The following is a 1,787-nucleotide window of genomic DNA, read 5'->3' as shown; positions in this document are numbered from 1 at the left end:
AGCACCCGACGGGTGGCCGCATGATGCTGTTTCGGCAAGCGTTCCATAATGTTGCGGGCCTTGTGGATCTGGCAGCGCTGGATCGCAGCGGCCGAACCGAAGGTGCGGCGGATCGCCTTCGACAACGCCTTCGCGCCGTCGGCGATGAACAGTTTTGGCACCGTCGGGTCGAGCCCGCGCGAGACCAGGTTGTCCAGCAGGGCCTGAACCGTTGCGGCATTCTCGGTCGCCCCTTCCACCAGCGCCAGCGGATGCTTGTTGCCTTGGCCGTCAACCCCGATCGCGGCGACCAGCACGAGATCGTCGCCGAGATGCAGCCCGTCGATTTGGACCACCAGAAGGTCGAGCGCGGACAGATCGGCAGCCATGAAGTCGGCCAGCCGCGCCGCCGACAGCGCCACGAACCTCCGCGAGGCCGCCGACTTCGAAACTCCCGATCCGGGTGGTGCCGGCACGTCACCCTCAGGCAGCCGGACAGCGCGGCCGAACCGGCGCGTCGACACATTGATCAGCATCAGGTTCATCGCCCAGCGACCGAGCCAATCCTCCTGCGCCGCCGTTTCCCAGCTCGGGATCGTGATCTCGCGGCCGTCCACGCCCCGGACCCGCGGGCGCTCGACCTCGATCTTGCCGCCGTGGAAACCAATCCGTCCCCGCGTTCGGCCCCAACGGTGCGCCCGCCGTGCTACATCGCGACCGTGGCGCGGCCCACAGGCCGCCGCCACATCCGCCTCCATCATCGTGCCCAGCGCCTCGACCCCTGCCGCAAGGCAGAACCGATCGAAGCTCGCCCGCACTTCCGCAAACGCTTCGTCCACAGCCCCGGTCGCCGGCGAACCAGCCGGTGTGATATCTCTCGTCATGGCGTTGCTCTCCTTTGTGGAATCAGCACCCCGAGCCTACCGGCTCAAGGTGGGCAACGCCGACCTCTTCAGTAATTCAACAGAACCCGGGACATCCCCTCCATCAGAACCAGCATCATGATCGAGCACAAAGACAGGCCACCCGGGAGAACATTTCCTACGCGGTTAGCCGATACATAGGGCTGGTTTCCAGAAACTGCATTGTTCATCTTACGCCATTCTCAAAGCTCAGACGTTTGTCGTCGAACGTGCATTGCACTCAAGCCATATAGACGATCTTGCTTCTCGCCTCGGTATCGGCACGACGAATTTCAGCAAGCTTGCCCAGAAAGTCCTGAATCACCGTCTCATAGCTTGCCATGAATTCACTCTCGTCCTCCATCTGCGCCCGCGCCTTGGTGCCGTCCGCCTCCAGCTTCGCCTTCTCCTCCTGGTAGTGCGTCGCGCCCATGTTCAGGCCGGCTCCCGGAAGCTTAAAGGCTTCTGTTGCGATTGTGCCCATGCCATTCCATCTCATCGCCGCCTGCTGGGCTGCTGTCTGTGCCTGGACAACGCGCGTAAACTCAAGAGGGTCCGTCGTGCTATCGGGCGCGTCCAGCCTAAGCGGGTCGCCAGGTGTATTGCCTCTGCTCGATGATGTGCTCCCATCCAGACGTGTCATCTCGATGTTATCTTCCGAGGGCCGCGCCTCGCGCTCCGGCGCTTGGGTCAATTGCGCTTTGCCGTGAGGCTTGTCGTAGAGCTCCGGCCCGCCTTGTTTGTCAAAGCGCTGCGCTTGACGTGAAGGGCTGTTCGGGGCTGGCGTCTCCACGCTAGACTTCGAGAGCGGCGTCTGGATCTTGGCCTTGTCGCCAGGTGTATTGCCTCTGCTCGATGATGTGCTCCCATCCAGACGTGTCATCTCGATGTTATCTTCCGAGGGCC

The 1,787-nt window shown here is 62.8% G+C and carries 2 protein-coding genes; both read right to left on the bottom strand.

What is annotated here, in order from left to right; translation table 11 throughout:
- Positions 1 to 863 (bottom strand): transposase (locus AC5ZGW_RS46105; RefSeq protein WP_496114160.1); only part of this gene is annotated, 863 nt, incomplete at its 3' end.
- 259 nt (positions 864 to 1,122) lie between these two features.
- A partial coding sequence (locus tag AC5ZGW_RS46100; protein ID WP_496114159.1) for a hypothetical protein occupies positions 1,123 to 1,787 on the bottom strand: 665 nt, incomplete at its 5' end.

It is taken from the genome of Bradyrhizobium sp. Crot121 (assembly GCF_059512385.1).
This window is presented reverse-complemented; position numbering and strand designations above follow the sequence as displayed.